The sequence below is a fragment of the Mesorhizobium vachelliae genome (assembly GCF_033977325.1).
Classification (GTDB): domain Bacteria; phylum Pseudomonadota; class Alphaproteobacteria; order Rhizobiales; family Rhizobiaceae; genus Mesorhizobium; species Mesorhizobium vachelliae.
The window spans coordinates 30065-53137 of sequence record NZ_JAVIIR010000021.1 but is presented as its reverse complement, the minus strand read 5'-3'; the positions used below and the strand labels follow the sequence as shown (position 1 = coordinate 53137).

Annotated in this window: 14 protein-coding genes; 4 read left to right on the top strand and 10 right to left on the bottom strand. The window is 65.5% G+C overall.

The genetic code is table 11. The annotated features are described in order from the left end of the window. Positions 1–3 precede the first annotated feature (3 nt). Entirely contained in the window at positions 4–357 is a 354-nt protein-coding gene (locus tag RFM41_RS30705; RefSeq protein ID WP_320253029.1) for a hypothetical protein, read from the top strand. A gap of 7 nt (positions 358–364) precedes the next feature. Here RFM41_RS30705 and RFM41_RS30700 read toward each other — a convergent pair whose 3' ends face one another. After that, positions 365–1051, bottom strand: a complete 687-nt coding sequence (locus RFM41_RS30700; RefSeq protein ID WP_320253030.1) for a D-lyxose/D-mannose family sugar isomerase — start codon at positions 1049–1051, stop codon at positions 365–367. Positions 1052–1243: 192 nt separating this feature from the next. Here RFM41_RS30700 and RFM41_RS30695 point away from each other — a divergent pair, with 192 nt between their 5' ends. Beyond that, complete coding sequence (locus tag RFM41_RS30695) at positions 1244–2302, top strand: D-TA family PLP-dependent enzyme (protein WP_320253031.1); 1059 nt, start codon at positions 1244–1246, stop codon at positions 2300–2302. A gap of 34 nt (positions 2303–2336) precedes the next feature. On the opposite strand, the gene RFM41_RS30690 is transcribed toward RFM41_RS30695, so the two are convergent. The 8 genes from RFM41_RS30690 to hutI all read right to left on the bottom strand — a co-directional run bounded on the left by RFM41_RS30690 (position 2337) and on the right by hutI (position 20268). Then, entirely contained in the window at positions 2337–3089 is a 753-nt protein-coding gene (locus tag RFM41_RS30690) for a heme ABC transporter permease (RefSeq protein WP_320253032.1), read from the bottom strand. A 95-nt stretch (positions 3090–3184) separates the two neighbouring features. After that, a complete protein-coding gene (locus RFM41_RS30685) occupies positions 3185–4954 on the bottom strand; it encodes a glucan ABC transporter ATP-binding protein/ permease (RefSeq protein ID WP_320253033.1) in 1770 nt (589 codons plus the stop codon). A 375-nt stretch (positions 4955–5329) separates the two neighbouring features. After that, complete coding sequence (locus tag RFM41_RS30680) at positions 5330–13909, bottom strand: glycoside hydrolase family 94 protein (protein WP_320253034.1); 8580 nt, start codon at positions 13907–13909, stop codon at positions 5330–5332. 270 nt (positions 13910–14179) lie between these two features. Further along, entirely contained in the window at positions 14180–14767 is a 588-nt protein-coding gene (locus tag RFM41_RS30675) for a HutD/Ves family protein (protein WP_320253035.1), read from the bottom strand. A 4-nt stretch (positions 14768–14771) separates the two neighbouring features. After that, positions 14772–16445 (bottom strand): urocanate hydratase, encoded by a 1674-nt coding sequence (gene hutU, locus RFM41_RS30670; RefSeq protein WP_320253036.1) that lies wholly within the window; start codon positions 16443–16445, stop codon positions 14772–14774. A 25-nt stretch (positions 16446–16470) separates the two neighbouring features. Further along, entirely contained in the window at positions 16471–17286 is an 816-nt protein-coding gene (hutG, locus tag RFM41_RS30665; protein WP_320253037.1) for an N-formylglutamate deformylase, read from the bottom strand. A gap of 220 nt (positions 17287–17506) precedes the next feature. Beyond that, on the bottom strand, positions 17507–19042 hold the full coding sequence (gene hutH / locus RFM41_RS30660) for a histidine ammonia-lyase (protein WP_320253038.1): 1536 nt from the start codon (positions 19040–19042) through the stop codon (positions 17507–17509). Then, complete coding sequence (gene hutI, locus RFM41_RS30655; RefSeq protein WP_320253039.1) at positions 19039–20268, bottom strand: imidazolonepropionase; 1230 nt, start codon at positions 20266–20268, stop codon at positions 19039–19041. Before hutI ends, hutH begins: the two co-directional genes overlap by 4 nt. Before the next feature lie 97 nt (positions 20269–20365). Between hutI and RFM41_RS30650 the strand changes: the two genes are divergently transcribed. Then, positions 20366–21721 (top strand): formimidoylglutamate deiminase, encoded by a 1356-nt coding sequence (locus RFM41_RS30650; protein ID WP_320253040.1) that lies wholly within the window; start codon positions 20366–20368, stop codon positions 21719–21721. A gap of 13 nt (positions 21722–21734) precedes the next feature. Then, positions 21735–22481, top strand: coding sequence for a histidine utilization transcriptional repressor HutC (gene hutC, locus RFM41_RS30645; protein WP_320253041.1), 747 nt, complete (start codon positions 21735–21737; stop codon positions 22479–22481). A gap of 185 nt (positions 22482–22666) precedes the next feature. On the opposite strand, the gene RFM41_RS30640 is transcribed toward hutC, so the two are convergent. Further along, positions 22667–23011, bottom strand: coding sequence for a RidA family protein (locus RFM41_RS30640; protein WP_320253042.1), 345 nt, complete (start codon positions 23009–23011; stop codon positions 22667–22669). Between the last annotated feature and the right edge of the window lie 62 nt (positions 23012–23073).

The window sequence follows — 23073 nt, the reverse complement described above, 5'->3', positions numbered from 1 at the left end:
AGTATGTCTGAAACAATCAGCCAAGCCGAGAGCGCCAGAATAGAAAGCGCCATTCGGGCAGCAGTTTCCGGGTCGTGGGAGGAGTTTGCAAAACTCACGGATGAACCGTTTCCAAACGATGCATCGATGAGGGAGCAATTCGAAGATTCCTCTCCCCGGCTTCAGCAAGCCGGAGGAAATTGGGAAATGACCTCAGGCATAGGGATCGTACCTGACGACGGGACGCGCATGATCACAGTCATGATCAAAGCGCCGCCCGCCGTGGATATTGTCCTCACGCTGCACAGCACGAGCGATCGAGACGACAGCACTATCAGTGTCTGGACGTTCCTTCAGCAGCTGAATTGGGACGACTAGGCCTCCCCTACCCCACCCACTTCTCATAGTCCGACACCAGCAGATGCAGCGGCGCCACATCTTCATCGATGTTGGAGAAGCGGCCGATCGGCTCGCGGAAGACGTTGTCGGTGAGGTCGTCATTGACGGTCGAGACCTCGCCGATCAGCACGTCCTTGCCTTCGGCCCAGAAGGCGTGCCAGACGCCGGGCAGCAGCGTCACGCTCTGGCCCGGATCGAGCTTCAGGAGGCCGCCGGCCGGCAATCTGGTGATGGTGCCGTCGACAGGCACCGAGACCTCGGCCTTCGGGTCGATGCCGCCGTCGCGGTCGTGCATGAACAGTTCCAGCACCAGCTTGCCGCCGCCGCGGTTGATGATGTCCTCGGCCTTGATGTTGTGGCGGTGCATCGGCGAGAGCTGGTCCTTGCGCGAGATCATGATCTTCTCGGCATAGAGCATGCCCATGCCGAGCTTCATGTCCTCATAGCGGCCGTTGCGCACGGTGAAGAGGAACAGGCCGAGATCGTCGAACTTCTCCTGGCCGTAGTCGGTGATGTCCCAGCCGAGGCGCGAGGTGAAGATGGCGGAGGAATCGGCCTTGTGCGCCTTCATCTCGTCCGGCGACCAATAGGCGAAGGGCGGCATGATATAGCCGAAGGAGCGGATGAAGGCGTCGGCTTCGCGGATGATGTCGTTGATCTTGGAGCGCTTCATGGGTTCTTTTCCTTCCGGCCGCTGTCTGCTGAATTCCGACCTTCCGAATAGCCCAATGCCGGTCCGCTGTCGACGCAAACCGGCAGTTCTGGACCCGTGACATCCGGCCGGATCGGGGCCATAAACCCAGTCGGTTTTTGAAACGCATGTCCTTGTGCCGGAATCGGCAGGCATGCTTTGGACGGTGATCCCATGCCAAGCATAGACGACCTCGACACGCCGGCGATCCTCATCGATGCGGCCCGCGCCGAAGCCAACATCAATAAGGCGCAGGCGCATGCCGACGCGCATGGGTTGAAGCTGCGCCCGCATATCAAGACGCACAAGCTGCCTTACTGGGCGAAGAAGCAGGTCGCGGCCGGCGCCGTCGGCATCACCTGCCAGAAGATCGGCGAGGCCGAGGTGATGGCCGATGCCGGGCTGACCGACATTTTCCTGCCCTACAACATCCTCGGCCGCGCCAAGCTGGAGCGGCTGAAGGCGCTGCATGGCCGCGTCACGCTGTCGGTGACGGCGGACAGCCACGAGACGCTGGAAGGGCTTGCCGCCGCCTTCACCGATGCCGGACATCCGCTATCGGTTCTGGTCGAGTGCGACACCGGCATGGGCCGCTGCGGCGTGCAGAGCTCCGACGAAGCGCTGGCGCTGGCGAAGGTGATCGACAAAGCCAAGGGCCTCAGCTTCGGCGGGCTGATGACCTATCCGGCGGCGGGGCGCGCCGCCGAGGCGGACGCCTGGCTGAAGGCCGCGCGCGGCATGCTTGCGGCGGCCGGCCTGGAATGCCAACGCATCTCCAGCGGCGGCACGCCGGATATGTGGCGTTCGGGACAGAACAGCGTCGTCACCGAGTACCGCCCGGGCACTTACATCTATATGGACCGCTCCCAGGTCGCGAGAGGCGTCGGCACGCTCGACGATTGCGCGCTGACGGTGCTGGCAACCGTGGTCAGCCACCCCACGGAGACGCGCGCCATCCTCGACAGCGGCAGCAAGGCGCTGTCGTCCGATACGCTGGGCCTGCCGGATTTCGGCGAGCTGCTCGGCGTTCCTGGCGCGCGCGTGACCGGATTGAGCGAAGAGCACGGCACCGTCACGCTTGCCGATGGCGCCGCCTTGCGCATCGGCGAGCGCGTGCGCGTCGTGCCCGACCATTGCTGTGTGGTGACGAACCTGTTCGACCAAGTGCATCTGATCGACGGTGACAAGGCGCTGGAGACGTTGCCGGTGGCGGCGCGGGGGCGGATGGGGTGAGAAGCGCCTCTCCTTCTCCCCTTGTGGGAGAAGGTTAAGCGGCCTGCCGCGCCGCAACCCTGCGCATCGCGGTCACCCGGCGCCGGAAAATCTCCGTGCGCATCGCCATCAGATGCAGCGCGAAGAACAGCACGGTGAAGCCCAGCGCCATCACCGCCAGCGGCCACAGCATCGATGGGTCGATGGTCGGGCCGCCGAGGCGGAAGACCGACGCCGGCTGGTGCAGCGTGTTCCACCAGTCGACCGAGAATTTGATGATCGGGATGTTGATGAAGCCGACCAGCGTGATGATGGCGGCGGCCCAGGCGGCGCGGCCGGCATCGTCCAGCGCGCGGGTTAGCGCGATGATGCCGAGATACATCAGGAAAAGCACGAAGACAGAGGTCAGCCGCGCGTCCCAGACCCACCAGGTGCCCCACATAGGCTTGCCCCAGATGGAGCCGGTGATCAGCGCCAGAGCCGTGAAGGTGGCGCCGATCGGCGCCGCCGATTTCAGCGCCACGTCGGCCAGCGGATGGCGCCAGACCAGCGTGCCCAGCGCCGAGATCGCCATGATCGTGTAGCACATCATGGCGAGCCAGGCGAAAGGCACGTGGATATACATGATGCGCACCGTGATGCCCTGCTGGAAATCTTCGGGCGCAGTGAAGCTCATATAGAGACCGACGGCGAGCAGGATCGCCGCGACCACTGCCAGCCATGGAATAACCCTGTCGGCCAGCCCGACGAAGCGCGTCGGGTTGGCGAGATCGGTCCATGCGGCAAGCCGTGAGGTGGTATCGCTCATGCCGACCTAAATAGACCGGCATGAGGTTTGGGGCAATTGGACGGATGTCGCAGGTTTTTCCTTCTCCCCTTGTGGGAGAAGGTGGAGCCCCAGGATTACGCCGCTTCCGTCACCGGACGGCTGAGGCGGCGGACTTCCTCGTCGTTGAGCAGGCCGCCGGCGCGCAGCAGGGCGGCGAAGCGGCCGTTGCGCAGCGACAGCTCGGTGAACCCGCCCATCTCGACCACCCTGCCCTTGTCCATGAAGACGACGAGGTCGGCGTCGCGGACCGTGGTCAGACGGTGGGCGATGATGAAGGTCGTGCGGTTGCGGCGCAGCTCGTCGATCGCTTCCTTGACGCGGTCCTCGGTCTCGACGTCGAGCGCGCTGGTCGCCTCGTCGAGCACCAGGATGGGGGCATCCTTGAGCACGGCGCGTGCGATGGCGATACGCTGGCGCTCGCCGCCCGAGAGCTGGCCGCCGCGCTCGCCGACGACGGTATCGTAGCCGCCGCTCTTGGAGAGGATGAAGTCCTGGGCAGCGGCGGCATTGGCGGCAGCGTGCACCTCGTCATTGCTCGCATCGGCGCGGCCGACGCGGATATTATCCTCGATAGAGCGGTTGAGCAGGCCGGCGTCCTGGAAGACGGTGGCGATCGAATGGCGCAGCGACTTGCGGGTCACCGTGCGGGTATCGACGCCGTCGATCAGGATGCGGCCTCTGGACGGCGTGAAGACCCGCTGCAACAGATTGATGAGCGTCGTCTTGCCAGCGCCGGTCGGACCGACGATAGCGACCGTCTGGCCGGCCTGGACCTCGAACGAGACATCCTCGATGCCGTGGCCGGAATTGGCGAACTCGAAGCTGACGTCCTCGAAGCGCACATGGCCGGTGACGTTGGTGAGCTCGCGCAGGCCATCCGGCTCGATGGTCTCGGCGGCCGAGTCCTCGAGACGATAGAAGTCCTCCAGCTTGGCGCGGGCCTCGGAAATCTGGGTGGTGAAAGCCGACATCTGGTCGAGACGGGCGATCAGCATTCCGGCAAAGCCGGTGAAGGCGACGACATCGCCGACATGGAGCTGGCCACGGGTGACGAGATAGGCGCCGATCGACAGCACGATCATCATCGAGATGGTCGAGGACAGGCGGTTCAGCGCATTGGCGATCGCCCACCAGTCGAGCACAGGGTTCTGCGCGTCGAGCAGATCCTTGACGTAACGCTTCAACGTCGCGGTCTCATGGCTGATGCGGTTGTAGCTCTGCAGCACGGCGACATTGCTGACGCTGTCGGAAACATGCGCAAAGACGGTGTGGTAGTGGCGCTCGACGGCCGTCTGCCCCGACTTGGTGCGCCGCATGACGGCGCGGCCGATGCCGACGTAAAGCACACCGAGGCCAAGCAGCACGACGGACATGCGGATGTCCATGGCAAGCGCGGTCGGCACCAGCAGCACCAGCGCGATGGCCGTCGAGAGATGCACGCGCATGAATTCGAGCCACAGGCTGAACAGGGTCTCGACCGCGCGCAGCAGCGTGTGCAGCGAATTGGAGGTGCCGCGCTGGTGGTGCCAGGAGAGCGGCATGGTGATGACGCGTTCGAAGGATTGGCACAGGACTTCGGAGCGGCGGGCATGGGCAAAGCGATCGGCGCCGCGCGCCACCAGCACGAAGGCAATGACGTTGAAGACCCCGATAGCGGCCCAGACGGCGAGCGTCGAAAACACCGGGCCATTTTCGGAAATGGCACCGATCACCCGGCCCAGCAGGATGGGCTCGAGGATCGCGATTGCCGCGAGCGCGACGTTGGCGCCGCAAATCAGCGCCACACGCTTCTTGTCGGCCGCCAGATAACCCAGCGCTCTAAAGTAGATCTGCAGAAGTGACACTTCAGCTACTCCGCCAAACTCTTTTGTGTGCTCAATGCCCGGATTGTGCACCGCACCATTTTTCGACACGTATCGGTTAACGTGTCGCGAAACAATGCGTCATCTATCCCTTCCGTTCCCATTTAGCGAACAAAAGATAGCGACGGCACGAAATCTGACGTGATCACCTAACGGTTTGAGATAAAAGGTGAAATGTCAGCCTTACGGCAAAATAATGGCACTTTGCCCCCGCTGCCACATTTTTAATCAGAGGCCGCTTTCTTAGCCTGTCCTGAAGGAAGGCACGCGATCAGGCGCAGAGGCCGCGCCAAGTAAAAAACGGCGATCGGCCGCGCATCCCGAGGGACGCGCGGCCGGCAAGCCAAGCCTCTGATTTTACGCAGGTATCCTGACGACGACTTCGGTCTTGTCGCCCGCTTTCGGCTCGAAAGAGCCCGATTTTTTCTTCGAGCCATCGACTTCTAGCGAGATCGACTTGGTCTTTTTGTCGCGGATGACGCGAAGCTTGATCTCGCCGTCGAACATCTTGAGCGTCGCGGCGTAGCCGTCCCAGTGCCCGGGCAGCTTCGGCCTAAACGTGATCTGCTTGCCGCGCCGCTCAATGCCGAGAATGCCTTCCACCGCGGCGCGGTAAAGCCAGCCGGCCGAGCCCGTGTACCAGGTCCAGCCACCGCGGCCGCCCTTGCCTTCGCCGGCATAGATGTCGGCGGCCACGACATAGGGCTCGACGCGATAGTGCTCGGCCGCCGCCTCATCCGAGGCGTGGTTGACCGGGTTCAGCATCGAGAAGCAGCGATAGGCCTCGTCGGTACGGCCCATCTCGGCCAGCGCGATGACGAACCAGGTGGCGGCATGGGTGTACTGGCCGCCATTCTCGCGCACGCCCGGCGGATAGCTCTTGATGTAGCCGGGGTCCTTCTCGCTCTTCGAGAAGGGAGGCGTGAACAGCTTGACGATCTTGAGCTCGTCGTCGACCAGCATATTGGTCGCCTGTTCCATGGCCGTCGTCGAACGGGCAGGATCGCCCTCGCCCGACAGCACGCTCCAGGACTGGGCGATGGAGTCGATCTTGCACTCGTCCGAATTGTGCGAGCCGAGCGGCGTGCCGTCGTCGAAGCTGCCGCGCCGGTACCACTGACCGTCCCAGGCGGTGCTTTCCAGCGCCCGCTTCAGCGCGTCCGCGTGCTTGGCCCAGGCCTGCGCCCGCTTGGTGTCGCCCTGTCCCTTGGCGACGGGGACGAAGTCGGTGAGCGTCTTCAGGAGGAACCAGCCCAGCCACACGCTCTCGCCCTTGCCGCCCTCGCCGACACGGTTCATGCCGTCGTTCCAGTCGCCGCCGAGGATGAGCGGCAGGCCGGCAGGGCTGCTGCGCTTGATGGCGAGATCGAGCGCCCGCGCGCAATGGTCATAGAGCGGCGCGGTGTTCTTGGTGATCTCGGGCGTGAAGAAGGCGTCGTGCTCACCCTCGCCGAGCTCCTGCCCGTCGATGAAGGGCAACTGCTCCTTGAGGATGCCGGCGTCGCCGGTCACCTCGATGTAGCGGGCGGTCGCATGCGCCAGCCAGACGACGTCGTCCGAGATCATGGTGCGCACCCCGGCATCGGTGCGCGGCAGCCACCAGTGCTGCACGTCGCCTTCCGGGAACTGCCGGCGCGCGGCATTGAGGATCTGGTCGCGCGCCAGCTTCGGGTCGTGCGCCAGCAGGGCGAGCGTGTCCTGCAGCTGGTCGCGGAAGCCGAAAGCGCCGCTTGCCTGGTAGAAGGCCGAGCGGGCGCGGATGCGGCACGCCAGGCTCTGGTAAGGCAGCCAATGGTTGACCATGGCGTTCATCGCCTCGTCCGGCGTCTCGACCTGGATGGTGTCAAGGAAGCCGCGCCAGGCCTGTTCGTTGTCGGCCAGGCGCCGGTCGAAATCCTTGCCGCGATGGATCTGCGCAAGCGCGCTCGCTTCGGCGGGCGTTGCCGCGTCGCCAAGCAGCCAGATCAGCGTCACGTCGCCACCAGCCGGAATGTCGATGTCGCTGGCGAGAACCGCGCAAGGATCGTCGCCCGCCTCGATACGGCCGGAGAGCGCAAGCCCGCCAAGCACGGCTTGCGGATATTCGGTCGTGCCGTGCCTGCCGATGAACTCGGAGCGGTCCGCGGTGACCGAATGGACGGGATGGGCGGCGGCCAGGAAGGCGACGCGCTCGCCGAAGTCGAGGCCATAGGGGTTCTGCGCCAGAAGCGCGCCCGTTGCGGCGTCACGCGAGGACACGATGGTCGCCGCGGTGCGCGAGCGGTGGCCGCCCAGCACCCATTCGGCATAGGCGTAAATGCGCAGGCGCGCCGGCGCCGGGCCGGCATTCTGGATGCGCAACCGCGTGATCTTCACCGGATCGACGGGATCGACCACCTGCGTCAGATCCATCGAGAGCGGCCCGCGCTTCGATCGGAAGGTCGAAAAGCCCTGGCCATGCCAGGTTTCATAGGTCATCGACGGATCGCGCACCACTGCTGCCATCGGCGAGAACGCCTTGCCGCTCAGCTGGTCATAGATATAGAAGCCCTCGCCCGGCCGGTTCGACACCGGGTCGTTCGACCACGGCGTCAGCTGGTAGTCGCGGCTGTTGCGGCTCCAGGTGAAACCGGCGCCTTCGGCCGAGACGTGGAAGCCGAAGGAAGCGTTGGAGATGACGTTGATCCAGGGCTGCGGCGTCGAGCGCCGTCCGGTCAGCCGCGTCACATAGTGGCGACCGTCGCCGTCGAAGCCGCCAAAGCCGTTCCAGAGGCTGAGGCCGCTGCCGTCGGCGGCGATGTCCGTTCCACCCTGGCTCGCCGGCACCGGCAGGGGCAGCGGCGGACTGGGCTCGCGCGGCGCGCCACCTTCAGCCTGCAACAAGGCGTCGCGCGCCTGGAGGGCCGCGGTCTCGGCGCGTTCGAGCTGATCGAAGATCGTGCCGTTGCGGGTGTGCAGCACGACGCGCGCGACCGACAGCAAGGTCTTGTAGGTCGGCTCGTCCATCAGGTCGCGGCGAACCGCGAAGATGTGCTGGCGAGGCCCGAGCTCGCGGCCGCGCAGGCGGCTGTTCTCGCACAGCGTCTCCACGGCACGCTGCAGGTCCTGCACATAGGACGAGGCCTGCTCGTTAACGACGACGAAGTCGATCATCATGCCGCGCGCCCGCATATATTCCTGGAAGCGCAGCGCCTGGGCGACGATCTCGAGATCGGCGACGTCGCCGATGCGCACGAGGAAGATCGGGAAATCGCCGGAAATGCTGGTCGGCCACAGGCTCGACTGACGGCCAAGGCCCGAGGCGATGGATTCCGCCGGCAGGCGCAGGAACGGATCGGGGTAGATCAGGTAGCGCGCCAGCTTCTGCACATTGGCGGCGTCGGTGAGGCTGAGCCCCAGATGGCGCGTCTGCACTTGACTGCGCGTCCAGGCGAGCATGGCCTGGCGGGCGAAGCTCTCCTGGTGATCGAGGCGGGCGATTGCCTCGTCGAGCTCGGCGCGATTGGCGCCGACGGCGGTCCAGAAGGTCAGCGAGATCTTCTTGTTGGCCGGCACGCGCACCTGACGGCGCAGCGCCGCCACCGGGTCCAGCGTGAAGCCCTGGCCACCGGAAAGCCTGACGCCGGGGTCGAAGGCTACGGCATCGGCAATGGTGCGGCCACGGCCGATGAAGGCGCGCCGGTCGGTCTCGGCCTCGGCGTCGCGCGACGGGCCAGACGGATCGGTGACGAAATGCACCATCGTGATGTCGGGATCATTCTTGTCGCGCTTGCGCCTCGTGGCGAAGATCGCGCCGTTGTTCGGCGCGATCTCGGTCTCGACGAACATCTTGGAGAAGGCCGGATGCGCATTGTCCGAGGCCTCGTTGCCAAGCACCAGCTCGGCGAAGGACGTCACCTCGATATGCCGGTCGGTCGGGCCGTCATTATAAAGCGTGATGCGGCGGCCTTCGCCGTTGCCTTCGGAAATGACGATGCATTCGACCTCGGAACGCAGCGAGCCGACGGACTTGGTGAAGCTCGCCTTGTCGTCGCCAAACAGCGTCTGCACGCGCTCGCCCTCGGCGCGCTTCGGCTCGGCGGTGGCCGACCACCAGTCGCCCGTCGCGGTGTCGCGCAGGAAGATATAGGAGCCAAGGCGATCCTCGCTCGGATCCGGCTGCCAGCGGGTGACGGCAAGCTCGCCGAAGCGGCTGTAGCCGGAGCCGGTCGCGGTGACCATGACCGAATAGCGGCCGTTGGACATGACGTTGGTCGCGCGCAGCGCCTTGATCGGGTCAAGGATGACGCGGCTATCCGGGCTCTCGGCCTCGGTCTCGTCCTTGGATCGCTCGTCGGCTTCCGTCCTGACGGTTGCGGTCGGAATGTCGCGCGGCGCCTTCTCCTGCAACAGAAGCTCGGCCGACTCGATCACCGGGTCGCTGTGGAAACGCTCGCGCAGCCTGCCCTCGAAAATGGCGTTGGCTACGGCAGCGATCGACATGCCGGAATGGTGCGCCATGTAGTTCTGCACCACGGCGTGGTCGGTGCCTTCGGGCACGCGCTGCGGAGTGAAATCGACCGCGTCGTAGAAGCCGTGGCGACCAAGCGCGCCGATCGAGCGCAGGCGCTGCAGGTTCTGCACGGCCTCGCGCGGGCTGAACTGCGCGGCCAGGATCGTCGCATAGGGGGCGATCACGGTGTTCTGGCCGAGGCCGCGCTTCAGGCCGAGGCCGGGCACGCCGAAGTTGGTGTATTGATAGGTAAGCTCCCGGTCGCGGGCGTTGTAGGCCGCTTCCGAAATGCCCCAGGGCACGTTCTTGGAGCGCGCATATTGGATCTGGCGCTTGACGATGAGCTTGCTGGTCTGATTGAGGATCGAGCCCTGCGGCTCCTTCATCACCAACGGCGGCATCAGATACTCGAACATCGAGCCCGACCACGACATCAGCGCGCCCTGGAAGCCGATCTCGACGATCGGACGTCCCAGACGGAACCAATGCTCGGTCGGCAGGTCGCCCTTGGCGATGGCGAACAGGCTGGTGAGCCGCGCCTCGGAAGCGAGCAGATCGTAGCAGCTCTCGTCGAGCTGGCGCTCCTCGACCCGGTAGCCGATCGAGAGCAGCTTGCGCTCCTGCCGCATCAGGAAGGAGAAATCCATCTCGAAGGCATAACGGCGGCAGCGCTCGCGCAGGGCAAGCAGCTTCGCGCGCAATGCGGCGACGGCGCTCTCGTCATTGTGCGAGTCATGCACATGCGCCTCGCAGGTCGCCTCGAGCCTGGCCGCCCAGTCGACGATGACATCGCTTTTCGGCGAGGTCGCCTCTGTGTGGATGGCGGTGGCGAGCTTGCGGATCTCGCCGGCAAGCACGGCCAGGTTGATGGTCCGGATCGACGCCATTTCGGGCTGCGCCTTGATGGTCGCAACCGCGCGGCGCATGCCGTCGAGGCGGTCGGCCAGGCGCTGGCGCAGCGGCCGCAACTGCCGGCGGTCGTCCGGCAGATCGTCCAGGCTTTCGTCGAGAATGGTGACGGTGTCGATGATGCCTTCGAAATCGCCCTGCAGGTGCACGGACGGCGCTTCGGCCCATTCCGCGCATGAGGCCGCAACCGCAACCAGATGTCCGGCGAGATTGCCGCTGTCGACCGCGGAGATGTAGAGCGGATAGAGCGGCTTCAGCGTCGTCGTATCGTACCAGTTGTAGAGATGGCCGCGTTCGCGCGGCATGTTCTCGATGGTCGTCATCGTGGCGTCGATGCGGGTGATGGCGTCCGACAGGCTGATCCAGCCGAAATCGCGCGCCGACACCACCGACAGCAGATAGACGCCGATATTGGTCGGTGAGGTGCGCGGCGCCACCACGGGCGCCGGGCTTTCCTGGAAATTGTCCGGCGGCAGATGATGCTGCTCGGGCGTGACGAAGGTCTCGAAATAGTGCCAGGTGCGGCGCGCGAAGGTGCGCAGCGCGTGAACGTCGGCGGTCGAGATGCGCAGCCTGTCCTCGGTCTCGGCCGAGCGGCTGATCCAGCAGGCCACGGCGGGCGAAGCGATCCAGAAGATGGCGAAGAAGAAGGCGACGAAGGCGCCGGTGGAATCGGCGAGCACGGGAATCGCCAGGCCGACGACGCCGATGATCACCGCGCCGTACATCATGCCGTAATAGGCGCCGAGATCGTTCCCGCCCTTGGCGGCCTGCGAGGCAGTGCGCCATTCGAGCAGGTTCTGCCGGCTGACGAAGAGCCGGTAGATGGTGCGGATGATGGCATCGCCCATCATCCAGGCGAGATGCGCCATCAACAGCACTTTCAGCGCCACAAGCGCCGTGCCGAACACGGTGTCGCGGGCGAGCGCCGAGAAATGGCCGCGCGGCGTCTGGTCGCCGCTCTTGGGCAGGATGCCATTCACGATGTCGAAGGTCGGCGCCATGAACAGGCTGAGGATCAGAAGCGCCTGCCACTGGGCCGCCTGGGTGAAGGGCAGCAGCGTCCAGCCGGCGACGCAGGCCATGACCCAGAAGATCGGGCTGATCGAGCGGCGCAGATTGTCGACCATCTTCCAGCGCGACAGCGCCGGCACGCCGGAGCGCGGGTCGAAGATGTAGCCGAGCAGCTGCCAGTCGCCGCGCGCCCAGCGATGGTGGCGCGAGGCGTCGACCGAGTAACGGGTCGGATAGTCCTCGACCAGCTCGACGTCGGTGATCAGCGCGGCGCGCGCGAGCGCTCCTTCGAGCAGATCGTGGCTGAGGATCGTGTTTTCATCGATGCGGTCCTTCAGCGCCGCCTCGAAGGCGTCGACATGGTAAAGGCCCTTGCCGGTGAAGGACCCGTCGCCGAAGACGTCCTGATAGACGTCGGAGACGGCGAACACATAGGGGTCGAGGCCGCGATTGGCCGAGAAGACACGCTGGAAGAAGGAGGCGTCGTCGCCGCTGGTCAGCGAAGCGGTGATGCGCGGCTGCAGGATGGTGTAGCCGGCGGTGACGACGCGCTTGACCGGATCGAAATGCGGGCGGTTGAGCGGATGGGCGAGCTTGCCGACCAGGCTCGAAACCGCGTCGCGCGTGGTGCGCGTGTCGGCGTCCAGCGTCATCACATAGACGACCTTTTCCGGCAGCGGCACGTCGAGCGGCAGGAAGGTGGTGTCGCTGTCGCCGCGCAGCAGAAGGTTCAGCTCATGCAGCTTGCCGCGCTTGCGCTCCCAGCCCATCCAGCAGCCCTGCGCCTGGTTGTAGAGCCGGCGCCGGTGCAGGAGGTAGAAGCGCGGCGAGCCCTCCGACGGATACCGCGCGTTGAGCCTGGCGATCTCGTCGCGGGCATATTGCAGGATCTCGATGTCGGCGGCGTCGATCTCGGTCTTGGAATCCGGCCAATCGGACAAAAGCGCGAAATGGATCTCTTGCGCGGTGTTGGCGAGGTGGTGCACCTCGATGTTGCGGATGTTTTCCTCGACATCGTCGCGCGAGCCGATCAGCGAAGGCACGACGACCAGCGTGCGCGACTCGGCCGGAATGCCCTGCTTGTTGTAGTCGTAGCCGACGAGCCGGGTCGGCTTCAGGAACAATGCAACCACGGTGTTGAAGAAGGCGAGCGCGCCCTCGCTGGCCGGCACGGCGAACAGCGCCAGCATCAACGTGATCGATTCGACCGACAGGCCGAGATTGGCAAGCGCCCTGCCCGACAGCACCAACAGCAGCACCGTCAGCAGGAAGACCGGCACGACGATGCCCAGCCAGCCGGCGCTGGCGAAGCCGCGCTTGAAGGTCACATAGAAAGGCGGCCGGTAGCCGATCGCCCTTTCCAGCTCCTGCCGGCGCGGGCCGACGAGGAAGAAACCGACATCGGTATGCACATCGGGATCGGCGGTTTCGGGCACACCGGAGGCGTCGGTAACACCGGGCGTGTGGCCGGCAAGCTCGATCGCCTTTTCGGCGACGCGGTATTCGGAGAGATCCGAGCGGCGCGCCAGCTGTTCGATCGCGGTGCGGTACTGGTCGCGCGAGAAGAAATCGAGGTCGGCGAAATCGGTGCGCTCGCGCAACAGCGTGTCGATGCGGCTGACGCCTTCGAACCAGACCGTCCAGTCGACGTCGTTGATGAGGCGCAGGCCGCGGATGATGTTGCCGGTGGTGACGTTGCCGCTGGACAGCGTCTGATGCTCGGAGATGATGATCTCCTCGGCGTCGGAGCCGGTCTTTTCGAGCTCGCCTTCCAGCCATTCCAGCGCGCGGCCGGCATTCTGCGACCCATCGCGCAGGCGGTAGAGCAACTGGGTGGCGAAAGTGGTGTCCTGCGCGTGCGCGCTGTAGTTGGACAGGATCCTGGTGCGATCGGCATTGTCGTCGGTCGCAAGCACGCGGTCGGCGACCTCGTTCGCGATATGGCGCATCTGCCGGGTGCGCTCGACGCGCACAGCGATGCGGCGCAGGTTCTCGATCAGTACGAAACGCAGCAGCGAAGGCAGCGCCCAGAGCTCGCCGATCTTCATCGGCTCGATCGACTGGAAGCCCTCGACGATCGCCTTGAACATGGTGGCCGAGACGGAGCTGTCGGAATGCTCGACATAGCTCCAGGCAACGACGAAGGCGCGCGGCAGCACCGTGCCGTCGCCGAGCGTGAGCGTCGGCAGCTGGCGATAGAAGCGACGCGGCAGGTCGCGCTTGACCTGGAAGATGGTCTCCTCGACCAGGTAATTGTTGTCGAGCAGCCATTGCGCGGCCGGCGTGATGGTTTCGCCCTTGGCCTGGGCGGCATTGGTCGAGCGATAGACTTCGAGGATTTTCTTGGCACTGTCGCGGATGCGGGCCTGGAACTCGAACGGGGCGAGGCCGAACAATTCCTTGACCTCGCCCTTGGCGAGCGCGACGCCCAAGGCGCGCAGCCGGTCCTCAGGCAGGAAATTGGAGCGTATCGGCGCTTCCGTCACCGCCGGGAAGCCGGCGCTTGTCTGTTCGATCTTGTTCGGATTCGTCTGAATGTTCATTGAAAATTCCGTAAGCGGGGGCGCAATGCGGCGTCACCGCCACGGCAATGCCCCTAAAACCGGTTCAATTGCAATTGGTTGCATGACTGATCGGCCGAAAGTTTGTTTTGCGCACCACGACAGGGGCGTGCCCTTTCGACAGCTCGTGGGCGAACGCCCCTCGCTCTCCGCCCCCGGTTGGATCAGGGCAAGGATTCAGGCTTTTTCGTGATACATGCAAGGGGACGGGCGATAATTCGCCCATGCCGCGATCATGTTTGGCAACAGCCGTTAATGGTTGGCGGCGAGGCGGTGGAGCCTGATCACGAAAAGCAGGCCCCGCCCCACGGGCCGAAGCCCCAATTCCGGGCTGTCGCGGTCGAGCATCAGCGTGTCGAACGGTCCCAGGCTCGCCTCATCGTCCGTGAAGAGCGTGACGCCGGCGCCGACGGCAAGAACAAGCGTGGTGTCGGCGCGTGGCGCGATGCGAATCTCGCCGGAGAGCGGCCGGCGCTCGACGCTATGAGCCATGCGGCCACGGCGGGTCATCACGTTGAGATCGGTGATCGGGCCGCCGATCAGCGCCGCGCCGGTCGGCACGTCGCCCGGAAAGGCGAGCGGCACCGAGGCCGCAGTCAGCCGCGTCGGAGGCTGGCCGGCGACGTCGAGGACAATCCCCTCGCCTTCCAGCACCGACAATGTGCGGTCGATGCCGGCGAAGCTCGAGAACGGCCCGCTGGTCTCGACGCGGGCCATGGAGACGCGCCAGTCGAAATCGTCGAGCCCGGCTCCGTCGGGCGAAACGGCGATCTCGGTGGTCGTGCCGCCGCCATTCTTCCATGGCATGACGCGGTAGCCGGCGGCACGAAGGATGCGCATCGCCTTAGCCCAGGATGCCCGGCAGGTTGAGCTGGTGCTCCTTGGCGCACTCAATGGCGATATCGTAGCCGGCATCGGCATGGCGCATCACGCCGGTCGCCGGATCGTTCCACAAGACGCGCTCCAGGCGCTTGGCCGCTTCGGGCGTGCCGTCGGCGACGATCACCATGCCGGCATGCTGGGAAAAGCTCATGCCGACGCCGCCGCCATGGTGCAGTGACACCCAGGTGGCGCCGGACGCGGTGTTGAGCAGCGCGTTGAGCAGCGGCCAGTCGGAAATGGCGTCGGAGCCGTCCTTCATCGCTTCGGTCTCGCGGTTCGGCGAGGCGACCGAGCCGGAATCGAGGTGGTCGCGGCCGATGACGACGGGCGCCTTGAGCTCGCCCCTGGCCACCATCTCGTTGAAGGCGAGGCCGAGCCGGTGGCGGTCGCCGAGGCCGACCCAGCAGATACGCGCCGGCAGGCCTTGGAACGAGATGCGCTTGCGCGCCATGTCGAGCCAATTGTGCAGATGCGTGTTGCCGGGGGTCAGCTCGCGCACCTTGGCGTCGGTCTTGTAGATATCCTCCGGGTCGCCCGAGAGCGCCGCCCAGCGGAACGGACCGATGCCGCGGCAGAACAGCGGGCGGATATAGGCCGGCACGAAACCCGGGAAGGCGAAGGCGTTTTCAAAACCTTCGTCCTTGGCGACCTGGCGGATGTTGTTGCCGTAGTCAAGCGTCGGCACGCCGGCGTTCCAGAACGCCACCATCGCCTCGACATGCTCGCGCATCGACGCGCGCGCCGCCTTCTCCACCGCCTTCGGGTCCGAGGTCCGCTTCTCGCGCCATTGCGCCATCGTCCAACCCTTGGGCAGATAACCGTTGATCGGATCATGCGCCGAGGTCTGGTCGGTGAGGATGTCGGGGCGGATGCCGCGCCTGAACATCTCCGGCACGATCTCGGCGGCGTTGCCGAGCAGGCCGACCGACTTCGCCTCGCCGGCCTTGGTCCAGCGATTGATCATCTCCATCGCTTCGTCCAGCGTCTCGGCCTTCTCGTCGAGATAGCGGGTGCGCAGGCGGAAATCGATCGAATCCGGGTTGCACTCGATGGCCAGGCAGGAAGCGCCGGCCATGACAGCCGCCAGAGGCTGGGCGCCGCCCATGCCGCCGAGACCTCCGGTGAGGATCCACTTGCCCTTGAGGTCGCCATTGTAATGCTGGCGGCCGGCCTCGACGAAGGTCTCGTAAGTGCCCTGCACGATGCCTTGCGTGCCGATATAGATCCAGGAGCCGGCCGTCATCTGGCCGTACATCATCAAGCCCTTCCTATCGAGCTCGTTGAACTTCTCCCAGGTCGCCCAGTGCGGCACGATGTTGGAGTTGGCAATGAGCACGCGCGGGGCGTTGGAATGGGTCTTGAAGACGCCGACCGGCTTGCCCGACTGGACGAGCAGCGTCTCGTCCTCGGCCAGCGTCTTCAGCGAAGCGACGATGCGGTCGAAATCGTTCCATGTGCGGGCCGCCCGGCCGATGCCGCCATAGACGACCAGCTCGTTGGGGTTCTCGGCGACCTCAGGATCGAGGTTGTTCATCAGCATGCGCAGAGGCGCCTCAGTCGTCCAATAGCGGGCGTTGAGCTTGTCGCCGCGGGGAGCACGCACTTCGCGGATGTTGTGGCGGGGATCGTTCATCATTGTCCCTTTCGAGTAAGGCGGCGCGTCAGCGCCCGGCCCAGTCAATGGCGGTTTCGAGGATGGTTTTCAGCGTGGCGCGGATCGGCGCCGCGTAGCTGGGGTCGTAGGGCTCGGGCCAGTTTTCCGGGGAGCCCTTCTGGTTCGGCTCGCGCATATAGCCGCGATTTGAGAGCTCCATCTGCAGCGCATGGACGCCATTCTCAGGCCGGCCGAAGCTTCTGGTGATCCAGCCGCCCTTGAAACGGCCGTTGACCACCCAGGTCTCGCCGGTCTGGGCGAGGATGGCGACCACCTTTTCCTGCAGCGACGGATCGGTGCTCTTGCCGTCATTGGTGCCGAGATTGAACACCGGCAGCGTGCCTTCGAACAGGCGCGGCAGCACCGAGCGGATCGAATGGCAGTCGTAAAGCACGATGTTTTCGTGCATGCCGCGCAGCCGGTCGATCTCGGCCTGCAAGGCGTCGTGGTAAGGCACGAAGTAGGTCTCGCGGCGCTCGTCGATCTCGGATGGGGTCGGCTCCTCGCCCATGCGGTAGAGCGGATCGCCGTCAAAAGTGTCCGTCGGGCAAAGGGTCGTCGTCGCCCGCCCGGGATAGAGCGAGACGCCCGAAGGATCGCGGTTGACGTCGATGACGGTGCGCGAGATGGCGGTGTGGACGACGGTCGCGCCGAGATCGGTGGCGAAATCATAGAGCTTGTCGATCCACCAGTCGCAGTCGCGGCGGCCGAGCCAGGTGGAGACCAGGCGGGAGTCGAGGCCGGCAAGGTCGATGCCGGTGTGCGGGATCGAGACCAGGAGCGGAGCGGTGCCTTGCTTTATCGTCAGCCAAGAAGGTGTCATGCGAGACCTCCGCAGGCTAGCGCTCTACGGCGCCGCCCTCTGCCCTGCCGGGCATCTCCCCCACAAGGGGGGAGATCAGATGTCACGACGGCTTTCGCGAATCTCCAGCGTCGCGGGAATGAGCGGGGCGCCAAAGCTGCCAATCTCCCCCCTTGTGGGGGAGATGCCCGGCAGGGCAGAGGGGGGCGCGAAGGAACTCGGCGCCTCAGACCATGGCGGGTCACAAAGCAATCCCCGGCAGCTTCACGGCACCCGCCGCATTCACCGCCGCGCCGCTGCGCACCATGGCGATCGCCTTTTCCATGTCGGGATGGAAATGCCGGTCATTGTCGAGATGCGGGACTTCGGCCCGGACCAGCTTGCGCACCGCTTCCAACGCCTCGCTGGAGGCAAGCGGCTGGTGGAAGTCGCAGCCCTGGGCCGCGGCCAGCAGTTCGATGCCGATGACGGCGGTCGCATTCTCGATCATGCCGAGCAGCCGGCGCGCGCCGTGGGCGGCCATCGAGACATGATCTTCCTGGTTGGCGGAAGTCGGAATGGAATCGACGCTCGCCGGATAAGCCTTCTGCTTGTTTTCCGAGACAAGGGCCGCCGCCGTCACCTGCGGGATCATGAAGCCGGAATTGAGCCCTGGCTTCGGCGTCAGGAAGGCCGGCATGCCGGACAGCGCCGGATCGACCAGCATGGCGATGCGCCGCTCGGACAGCGAGCCGATCTCGCAGACGGCCAAAGCGATCATGTCAGCGGCGAAGGCGACCGGCTCGGCGTGGAAATTGCCGCCGGAGAGCGCGGTGTCGTCCTCGGCGAAGATCAGCGGATTGTCGGTGACACCGTTGGCTTCGGTCTCAAGGGTGTCGGCGGCTTTGCGCAGCACATCGAGCGCTGCGCCCATCACCTGCGGCTGGCAGCGCAGGCAATACGGATCCTGCACGCGCTCGTCGCCGACACGGTGCGATTCACGAATGGCGCTGCCGGCCATCAGGTTGCGCAATGCGTCCGCCGTCTCGATCTGGCCGCGATGCTTGCGCAACAGATGGATACGCGGATCGAACGGCGCGTCGGAGCCGCGCGCCGCGTCGGTCGACAGCGCGCCGGCAACCAGCGCCGACTGATAGAGCGTCTCGGCCTCGAACAGGCCAGCGAGCGCGAAGGCGGTCGAGAACTGCGTGCCGTTGAGCAGCGCGAGCCCCTCCTTGGCACCGAGCGTCACCGGTTCCAGCCCATGCGACACGAAGGCGACCTTGGCGGGGAAACGGCCATGCGGGGTAAAACATTCGCCGACGCCGATCATCACCGCCGTCATATGCGACAGTGGCGCGAGGTCGCCCGAGGCGCCGACCGAGCCTTGCGCCGGCACGACCGGAATGACGTCGTTGGCGAGCATTCCTTGAAGCAGGTCGATGGTCTCGGCGCGAACGCCGGAAGCGCCCTGGGCAAGGCTGGCGAGCTTCAGCGCCATCATCAGCCGCACCACCGCGACGGGCATCGGCTCGCCGACGCCGGCGGCATGCGAAAGCACGATGTTGCGCTGCAGCGTCTCGAGATCTTCGCCAGGAATGCGGACGCTGGCGAGCTTGCCGAAGCCGGTGTTGATGCCATAGACCGGCTCGCCCTTGGCGAGGATGCGGGCGACCGCCTCGGCGCTGGCCTTGATCTTCGGCCGGCAGGCGGCGTCGAGCTTCGGCACGGCGCCGCGATAGATGGCGCGCCAGTCGGCAAGCGTCGCGCTGCCGGGCTTCAGGGTCAGTTCGGTCATTGTCCTCTCCAGATGCGGGCATGGAGCGGGTTGAAGCCCATGCGGTAGACGAGTTCGGCCGGGCGCTCGATGTCCCAGATCGCAAGGTCGGCCGATTTGCCGGCTTCCAAAGTGCCGGTTTTGTCCAGAAGCCCCAGCGCACGCGCCGCCTCGCGGGTGACGCCCGTGAGACACTCGTCGACGGTCATGCCGAACAGCGTCGCGGCCATGTTCATGGTGAGCAGCAGCGAGGTAAGCGGCGATGTGCCGGGATTGGAATCCGTGGCGACGGCCATTTTCACGCCGTGGCGGCGGAAGAGATCGACCGGCGGCTTCTTCGTCTCGCGGATGAAGTAATAGGCGCCGGGCAGGATCGTCGCCACCGTGCCGGCCCTGGCCATCGCTTCGGCGCCCTCTTCGTCGGTGTATTCGAGATGATCGGCCGACAGCGCGCCATAGCGCGCCGCAAGCGCCGCGCCATGCAGGTTGGAGAGTTGATCGGCATGCAGCTTCACCGGCAGGCCCAGCGCTTTGGCCTTGTCGAAGACGCGCGTCATCTGCTCCGGCGAAAACGCAATGCCCTCGCAAAAACCATCGACGGCGTCGGCGAGATTTTCGGCGGCGACCTCCGGCAGGATGGTGTCGGCGACAAGACCGATGAACGCATCCTTGTCGCCCTTGGCTTCCGGCGGCAGGGCATGCGCTGCGAGACAAGTGGTGCGTACAGTGACGGGGCGCTCGTTGGCCAGACGGCGGGCTGCACGCAGCGATTTCTTCTCATTGTCGGCATCGAGGCCGTAGCCCGACTTCACTTCGACGGTGGTGACGCCTTCGGCAATCAGCGCATCGAGGCGCGGCAAGGTCTGGGCGACCAACTCGTCTTCGCTGGCGGCGCGCAGCGACTTGACCGATGAGACGATGCCGCCGCCGGCGCGCGCCACTTCCTCATAAGTAGCGCCGGCCAGGCGCATCTCGAATTCATTGGCGCGGTTTCCCGCATAGATAAGGTGCGTATGGCAGTCGATCAGGCCGGGGGTGATCCAACGGCCAGCGCAATCGACGGTCTCGGCGCCCTGCCCGGCAACGGCCGGCATATCGGCCTCAGGGCCGGCATAGACAATAAGCCCGTCACGCGCGGCGACCGCGCCCTTCTCGACGATACCGAGACCGGCCGCACCATCGGCCATGGTCGCCAGGCGCGCATTGCGCCAGACCCGATGGCCGCTCTTCCCGTTTGCTCCACCCATCATCTTTTCCATTTGCTTGGATAGCGATTATGTATATACATATTGAAACGCGACGCAAGTGATAATGTCGCCTGGGCATTCAGATTCGGAGATGGACGTGACGGCGATCTTTGCGGAACAGGCGCTGCTGCCCGGCGGTTGGCAGGGCAATGTGAGGATCGCCTTGGACGGCAGCCGCATCTCGACAGTCGAGGCCGGCGCTTCCGCGCAAGCCGGCGACGAGCGCCATGCCATCGTCCTGCCCGGCATGCCCAATCTGCACAGCCACGCCTTCCAGCGCGGCATGGCGGGATTGGCCGAGCTGCGCGGCCCTTCGGCCGACAGTTTCTGGAGCTGGCGCGAGGTGATGTACCGCTTCGCGCTGTCGATGACGCCGGATCAGGTCGAGGCGGTGGCGGCGCAACTCTATGTCGAAATGCTGGAGGCCGGCTTCTCGCGCGTCGGCGAGTTCCACTATCTGCATCATGACCGGGACGGACAGCCCTACGCCAACATCGCCGAGATGGCGGAGCGGATTGCGGCAGCCGCCGCCGATACCGGCATCGGACTGACGCTGCTGCCGGTCTTCTATGCCCATTCCGCCTTCGGCGGCGCTGCGCCCAACGAAGGTCAGCGGCGATTCATCAATGATGTCGAACGCTTCGGGCGCTTGCTTGAGAAAAGCCGCGAGAGCATTCGCTCACTGGAGCAGGCGGTCGTCGGCGTCGCGCCGCATAGTTTGCGCGCCGCAACGCCGGACGAGATCAATGCCGTCGCGGCGATGGCACCGGACGGGCCGATCCACATCCATGTCGCCGAGCAGGTGAAGGAAGTCGAGGATTGCGTTGCCTGGTCGGGCAAGCGTCCGGTCGAATTCCTGCTTGCCAACACCACGGTGGACAAACGCTGGTGCCTGATCCACGCCACGCATATGACTGAGGCCGAAACGATCGCCATGGCGAAGAGCGGCGCGATTGCCGGGCTCTGTCCGATCACCGAGGCCAATCTCGGCGACGGCACTTTCGCGGCCCCGCTCTTCGTCGAGCATGGCGGCCGCTTCGGGGTCGGTTCCGATTCCAATGTGCTGATCGGCCTGCCGGACGAGCTTCGGCAGCTCGAATATTCGCAGCGCCTCGTCCACCGCGCCCGCAATGTGCTGGCCCGCGCCGGCGGCTCGACCGGGCGGGCGCTGTTCGACGCTTCGCTCGACGGCGGCAGCCAGGCGCTAGGCGCCGGCCCGTCGCGGATTGCCGCCTGCTGCCCTGCCGATCTCGTCTCGCTCGACCAAAACCATCCATCGCTGGCCGGCAAGGCAGGCGATGCGATCCTCGATGCCTGGATCTTTGCCAATGGCAGCAAGGTCGATTGCGCCTGGGTGCATGGCAAGAAACAGGTCAGCGGCGGCAGGCATGCGAAGCGGGAGCCGGTCGCAAGACGGTTCCGAGAAGTCATGACCGCACTGTCGCAAGGCTGAACAGGATCGTCCGATGAGCCTTGTCGAGACAGACGATGTCGAAGGCGGCGAGAGCCTCTCGCTACACCAGCGCATCCTCTCCGACATCCGCGACAAGATCTTGTCCGGCGCGTGGGCGCCTGGACATCGCATACCCTTCGAGCACGAGTTGACGGCTCAGTACAATTGCTCGCGCATGACGGTGAACAAAGCGCTGTCGCAGCTCGCCAAGGCCGGGTTGATCGAGCGCCGCCGCCGTTCCGGCAGTTTCGTGCGCCAGCCGCAGTCTCAGGCGGCGGTGCTGGAGTTGCACGACATCAGGATCGAGGTCGAGGCCCTTGGCCTGCCCTATCGCTATGAGCGGCTAGAGCGCGTCAAGCGGCGCAGCGGCGCCGAGGAACGCGCGCTGCTAGGGCTTGCCGCGCCAGGGCCGGTGCTTGCGCTGGAGGGCCTGCATTTTGCCGGCGAACGGCCGTTCGCGCTGGAGCAGCGCCTGATCAATCTTTCAGCGGTGGCCGAGGCCGGTGAGGAGGAGTTCCTCGAGATCGCCCCAGGCCCCTGGCTGATCGGCCGCGTTCCGTGGAGCGAGGCCGAGCACCGCATCCGCGCCATGGCGGCGGACGAGACGATCGCCGACGCGCTCGACATCGACGCGGGCGCGCCCTGCCTGGTGGTCGAGCGCCGTACCTGGAGCGCCGAGCACCCGGTTACCCACGTGCGGTTCGTCTATCCGGCGGAGAGCCACACGCTGGTGGCAAGATTTACCCCGTCGCAGGGATGAGTGATCTCCCCCCTCGTGGGGGAGATGGCCGGCAGGCCAGAGGGGGGCGCCGTAGAGCGCGAACCTCGACTGGCTTGACCTGGGCATATGCTGAAATTGAAAGGTTGGCGTTCCTTCGCGCCCCCCTCTGCCCTGCCGGGCATCTCCCCCACGAGGGGGGAGATTGGCAGTTTCGGCGCCGCGCCTTATAGCGCCGCCGTCACAATGATCTCGACCAGATATTCCGGGCCGGCGAGCTTGGCTTCGCCGGTGGCGCGGGCGGGCGTGTGGCCCTGCGGCACCCACTTGTCCCACTCGGCATTCATCTCGGCGAAGGTCTTCATGTCGTCCAGCCAGATGATCGCCTGCACGATCTTGGTCTTGTCGGTGCCGGCCTTGGCCAGCAATTCGTCGATGGTCTTGAGGATGTCGCGGGTCTGCGAGGCGACATTGCCGCCGGGCTCGCCGACCTGGCCGGCCAGGTAGACGGTGTTGCCGTGGATGACGATCTGGCTCATGCGCGGGCCGACATCGATGCGACGAATGCTCATTGGAGGTTCCTTCATTGTGGGAGTCGCTGCTCTTTAGAATCCGGGCCGGCTCGGGGCAAGGC

Excerpts from the sequence above, each read along its gene's own strand:
- hutU (WP_320253036.1), bottom strand. The coding sequence starts at position 16,445 with ATGATGAACGATCCCCGCCACAACATCCGCGAAGTGCGTGCTCCCCGC.
- hutI (WP_320253039.1), bottom strand. The coding sequence starts at position 20,268 with ATGGGTGGAGCAAACGGGAAGAGCGGCCATCGGGTCTGGCGCAATGCG.
- RFM41_RS30695 (WP_320253031.1), top strand. The coding sequence starts at position 1,244 with ATGCCAAGCATAGACGACCTCGACACGCCGGCGATCCTCATCGATGCG.
- RFM41_RS30680 (WP_320253034.1), bottom strand. The coding sequence starts at position 13,909 with ATGAACATTCAGACGAATCCGAACAAGATCGAACAGACAAGCGCCGGC.
- hutC (WP_320253041.1), top strand. The coding sequence starts at position 21,735 with ATGAGCCTTGTCGAGACAGACGATGTCGAAGGCGGCGAGAGCCTCTCG.
- hutG (WP_320253037.1), bottom strand. The coding sequence starts at position 17,286 with ATGACACCTTCTTGGCTGACGATAAAGCAAGGCACCGCTCCGCTCCTG.
- RFM41_RS30675 (WP_320253035.1), bottom strand. The coding sequence starts at position 14,767 with ATGCGCATCCTTCGTGCCGCCGGCTACCGCGTCATGCCATGGAAGAAT.
- RFM41_RS30690 (WP_320253032.1), bottom strand. The coding sequence starts at position 3,089 with ATGAGCGATACCACCTCACGGCTTGCCGCATGGACCGATCTCGCCAAC.
- RFM41_RS30640 (WP_320253042.1), bottom strand. The coding sequence starts at position 23,011 with ATGAGCATTCGTCGCATCGATGTCGGCCCGCGCATGAGCCAGATCGTC.
- hutH (WP_320253038.1), bottom strand. The coding sequence starts at position 19,042 with ATGACCGAACTGACCCTGAAGCCCGGCAGCGCGACGCTTGCCGACTGG.
- RFM41_RS30705 (WP_320253029.1), top strand. The coding sequence starts at position 4 with ATGTCTGAAACAATCAGCCAAGCCGAGAGCGCCAGAATAGAAAGCGCC.
- RFM41_RS30700 (WP_320253030.1), bottom strand. The coding sequence starts at position 1,051 with ATGAAGCGCTCCAAGATCAACGACATCATCCGCGAAGCCGACGCCTTC.